2 protein-coding genes and 2 pseudogenes are annotated in these 4,485 nt (G+C 35.0%); all 4 read left to right on the top strand.

Annotation, left to right across the window (positions count from 1 at the left end):
- Nucleotides 1-140: 140 nt before the first annotated feature.
- Nucleotides 141-602 carry a P-loop NTPase family protein gene (locus FFR48_RS25705; protein ID WP_268932470.1) on the top strand — a complete coding sequence of 154 codons (462 nt, stop codon included), beginning with the start codon at nt 141-143 and terminating at the stop codon, nt 600-602.
- Nucleotides 603-889: 287 nt separating this feature from the next.
- Nucleotides 890-1,054, top strand: a pseudogene (locus FFR48_RS25700) (HEPN domain-containing protein); the annotation flags it as partial.
- 149 nt (nt 1,055-1,203) lie between these two features.
- Nucleotides 1,204-3,816: a U32 family peptidase gene (locus FFR48_RS25695; RefSeq protein ID WP_137669322.1), complete on the top strand. Its 2,613-nt coding sequence runs from the start codon at nt 1,204-1,206 to the stop codon at nt 3,814-3,816.
- 329 nt (nt 3,817-4,145) lie between these two features.
- Nucleotides 4,146-4,376: pseudogene (locus FFR48_RS25690) on the top strand (hypothetical protein); the annotation flags it as partial.
- Nucleotides 4,377-4,485 lie beyond the last annotated feature (109 nt).

Genomic DNA, 4,485 nt, shown 5'->3' with positions numbered 1-4,485 from the left:
GCTAATTCCCAATAGCAGGCATCTTCAGCACTGATTATAGCGTATAATCTGAGTATCTTTGCACTTAACCTTCATTTCCTCAAAAGCAGTTGTGGTGAAGGTTAGATAGTTTTCGGAGATGTCTATTTAACGCTGACTACATTTTAATTGATATGAGTTCCAGTTTAGGATCTATCAATCAAAATTTATTAATGATTAGCGATTTTTTCTTAGTTCCCACAACTGCCGATTTCTTTTCCGTCATGGCTATAGATTCTTTAGCTAGAATTTTACCAAAATGGTGTGCTTGGGCAAGAAAAGCCAGTGAAAATCCTATATTAAAGGAAGCTAATTATCCATTTCCTGAATTTAGATTGAAATTTTTAGGAACTATAGTTCAAAACTATAGAATTATTAGGGGTAAAGAAACCACAGCATTTCAAATATGGATAGCAAAAATTGAAAATACAGTTAATCATAAGTTAAAACCAATTCTAGAAATAAATAATTTGTTGTTGCCTAATCAGGTATATGCTGAACAGGGAATGAATGTTAATTTGACCATGACAAAAATATCTAATTTCAATAGTCTAAGCTGTTATGCCTTTAACTTGAATAATTAATACAAGCAAGATGCTTGTGCTACTGTAACTTCAGGTTTTTTAATTATACAGTTTAGCTGCACATCAGCTTAATTGCCCTATCTCAAGAACATTCTACATCTATTTATGCTTTAACATCTGAACAGTTAAAACAGTATGGTAGAGTATTATAAGCTAATCAAAGAAAGCAACAAGAATTTAAAACAACGTTTTTCAATTTAGCAGATAAAATTATTGCCTTATCATCGAGTTATGCAGTCAGCACTTGATCAATTTCGGATTAGTATTCAGCGTGTTCGGGATTTAATTTCTCATTAAATTCTATCGTGTATCGTAGAAATAAAATTGCTCATGAAGCAGATATAGATCCTACCTTTGGGTTAGGAAATCGCTGGCCTATAGATGAATTGATGGTTGGTGATGCAGTAGATTTTATTGAACCAGTCGTTGAGAGTATTCATCAAATTTTATAATCTTAGATAAATCCAGATCCCCGAATTATCAAATAGATTAATAATTTATTGAGATGATTAAAAAAGAAGCCGAGGATTTTCATCTACCCCCAACCATACCCCAATTTAGATATAATCAATAAATTCACAATAAAATCAAACTACGCAAAATGACAACCACCACAAAAATCAAACTCCCCGAACTCTTAGCACCTGCGGGTAACTGGGAATGTGCAACTGCAGCAGTCGAAAATGGTGCAGATGCAATTTATTTTGGTTTAGAGAAATTTAATGCCAGAATGAGAGCAGATAATTTCACCATTGCAGACTTACCCGAATTAATGGAATTTCTACACCTACGGGGAGTCAAAGGTTATATCACCTTAAACACCCTAATTTTCCCCTCAGAACTGACAGAAGCAGAGCAATACCTCAAAAACATCATTTCTGCTGGTGTTGATGCTGTTATTGTGCAAGATGTGGGTATTTGTCGTTTAATTCGTCATCTTTCCCCAGACTTTCCCATTCACGCATCAACCCAGATGACTATTACCAGTGCTGCGGGGGTAGAATTTGCTAAATCTTTAGGATGTCAATTGGTAGTTTTAGCGCGAGAATGTTCAATTAAAGAAATCAATAAAATTCAACAACAAATATCTGAAAAAAATATTATTTTACCCTTAGAAATATTCGTTCATGGTGCTTTGTGCGTCGCATATTCTGGACAATGTTTAACGAGCGAAGCATTAGGAGGACGTTCCGCAAATAGGGGTGAATGCGCTCAAGCTTGTAGAATGCCATATCATTTAATTGCAGATGGAAAATTTGTAGATTTAGGTAATAGAAAATATTTACTCAGTCCGCAAGATTTAGCAGGTTTAGAAGTTTTACCAGAATTAGTAAAAACTGGAGTGACTTCTTTAAAAATAGAAGGACGATTAAAAACAGCAGAATATGTTGCTAATGTGACTCAAGTTTATAGAAAAGGATTAGATAAAATAGCGGAAAGACCTAACCCCCTAACCCCCTTCCCTACAAGGGAAGGGGGAACAAGAGGTCAAGACCAATATAATTTAGAAATGGCCTTTTCTCGCGGACTTTATACGGGTTGGTTTGAGGGAATAAATAATCAAGAATTGGTTCATGCAAACTTCGGTAAAAAACGCGGTGTTTATTTAGGAGAAGTTACTCGCATTAAAAATGAACAAATAACCGTTAAAATTTCCGCACCTGTTAAACCTGGTGATGGGGTAGTGTTTGATAGTGGACACCCAGAAGCGAAAGAAGAAGGGGGAAGAATATATGAAGTTATTCCCAAAGGTAAAGAAGTAATTTTAACTTTTGGGAGAAATAATTTAAACATACATAAAATAAATATCGGTGATAAAGTTTGGAAAACCAGTGACCCAGAATTAGATAAACAAATTCGTCAAAGTTATGAAGGTGAATATCCCAACTTTACCAAACCTATTAATATAGATGTCTATGGGGAAGTGGGAGATAAATTAATAGCTATTGCTGATGATGAACTTGGTAATATTGTCAAGGTTAAATCAGAGATATTATTACAGGAAGCACATACTAAACCTTTAACATCAGAAAAATTAAAGGAACAATTTGGACGTTTAGGAAATACACCTTTTCTTTTAGCAAGTTTGCAAAATCAGATTATTGGTAATGCAATGTTACCCGTGAGTGAGTTAAATAAAATGCGTCGGGAAATAGTAGAAAAATTAGAGGAGTTAAGAAGTAAACCTAAACTTTGGCAATTAAATCATAGTGCAAAATGGACGGATTTAATTAATCAAAATTTAAGTATAATTTCCAGAGGAATGAACCACAAAGAACGCGAAGGACACGAAGGAAAGAGGGTTGAAGAGAGTTATGGGTTTTGTGATGAAGATTGTAAAAATAATTTGATTGTTTTAGTCAGAAATATTCAACAACTCAAAGCAGCATTAAGAGCAGATATTAAAACAATATACTGTGAATTTGAAGATCCGCGCAATTATAGAGAAGCGGTCAAAATCTTTAAAGAATACCCAGTCACCAATCACCACTCCCCAGTCCCCAGTATTTTTGTAGCACCTCCCCGCATTACTAAACCGGGAGAAAATTGGATTTTAAAACAGGTTAAAGATTCCCAAGCAGATGGTTATTTGATTAGAAATTACGACCATTTAGAATATTTTGCAGGGGAAAGATGTATTGGGGATTTTTCCTTAAATGTTGCTAATCCTCTCACCGCAGATTATTTTATTAAGCGGTTTAATTTAGAAAGGTTAACTGCATCCTACGATTTAAATATTAACCAACTCGTAGATTTAATTACCAGTTATGCACCGCAATTTTTGGAGGTGACAATACATCAACATATTCCTATGTTTCACATGGAACATTGCGTTTTTTGTGCCTTTCTTTCTGAAGGAACAGACTACACTAACTGTGGTAGACCATGCGAAAAACACGAGGTCAAAATTAGAGATAGGGTAGGTAGTGAACACATCCTTACAGCAGACGCAGGATGTAGAAATACAGTATACAATGGTGCTGCTCAAACTGGGGCAGAATACGTACAAAAATTAATAGGTTTGGGTTTGCAACATTTGAGAATTGAATTTCTCAACGAAACACCAGCACAAGTACAGGAAACCATACATTATTATCAACAACTTATCCAAGGAGAAATCACAGGTTCAGAACTGTGGAAAACATTAAAGTTACAAAATCAACTTTTACAAAATCAATTAGGTGTGACTCGTGGTGCTTTAGGTTTGACCTAAAGCTGTTATACAGCTAAATTTTATCATCCTCACATTGTTACAGCAGTTTTCATGTCTTTAGACCACAGTCAGGGCGAAGCATTCGGATGATAGTCTTAGGTAAAAACCGATAATTAATTGTCCGAATGCTTCGCCCCTATATTGTTGACCCTAATTGTCGTGAGAGTTTTATTATCAATAGATGTCCTAACTACTTGTCTACAGCTATACATATTGTTTACATATTTTATGCAGTCTGACGCACCTGAAAATACTTGTATTTCTATCAAATCTACCCAAGTTGCGATAAGTAGTATTACAATACTGATAAACCTTATTTACTACTTACCATGTCAAATTTAGCGCCCCAGTGTCAGCAACTGCAAACACAAGTTGAGACAATTCTGCAACTACTACATCAAGAACCTGCTTTGCGTTCTCAAGATGTGACATCTGTGCAGATATCTTTAGATAAAGCTATTTCTCCCAGGTTTGAAATTGTGTTTGCAGGTGCTTTTAGTGCTGGGAAATCAATGTTAATTAATGCACTTTTGGAAAGAGAATTATTAGACCTGTCCGAAATATATAACGGAAAAATGGTAGAACGGTAAATGGAAAATATACCGTGGTTCTACCAAAGATGAAAAATATTACCAATTATATACATATGTACCCAAAACGCGCTAGGGG

It is taken from the genome of Sphaerospermopsis reniformis, from assembly GCF_005402885.1.
GTDB lineage: Bacteria > Cyanobacteriota > Cyanobacteriia > Cyanobacteriales > Nostocaceae > Sphaerospermopsis > Sphaerospermopsis kisseleviana.
This window is presented reverse-complemented; position numbering and strand designations above follow the sequence as displayed.

Coding starts and splice junctions, on each gene's coding strand:
- FFR48_RS25695 (WP_137669322.1), top strand. CDS start 1,204: ATGACAACCACCACAAAAATCAAACTCCCCGAACTCTTAGCACCTGCG.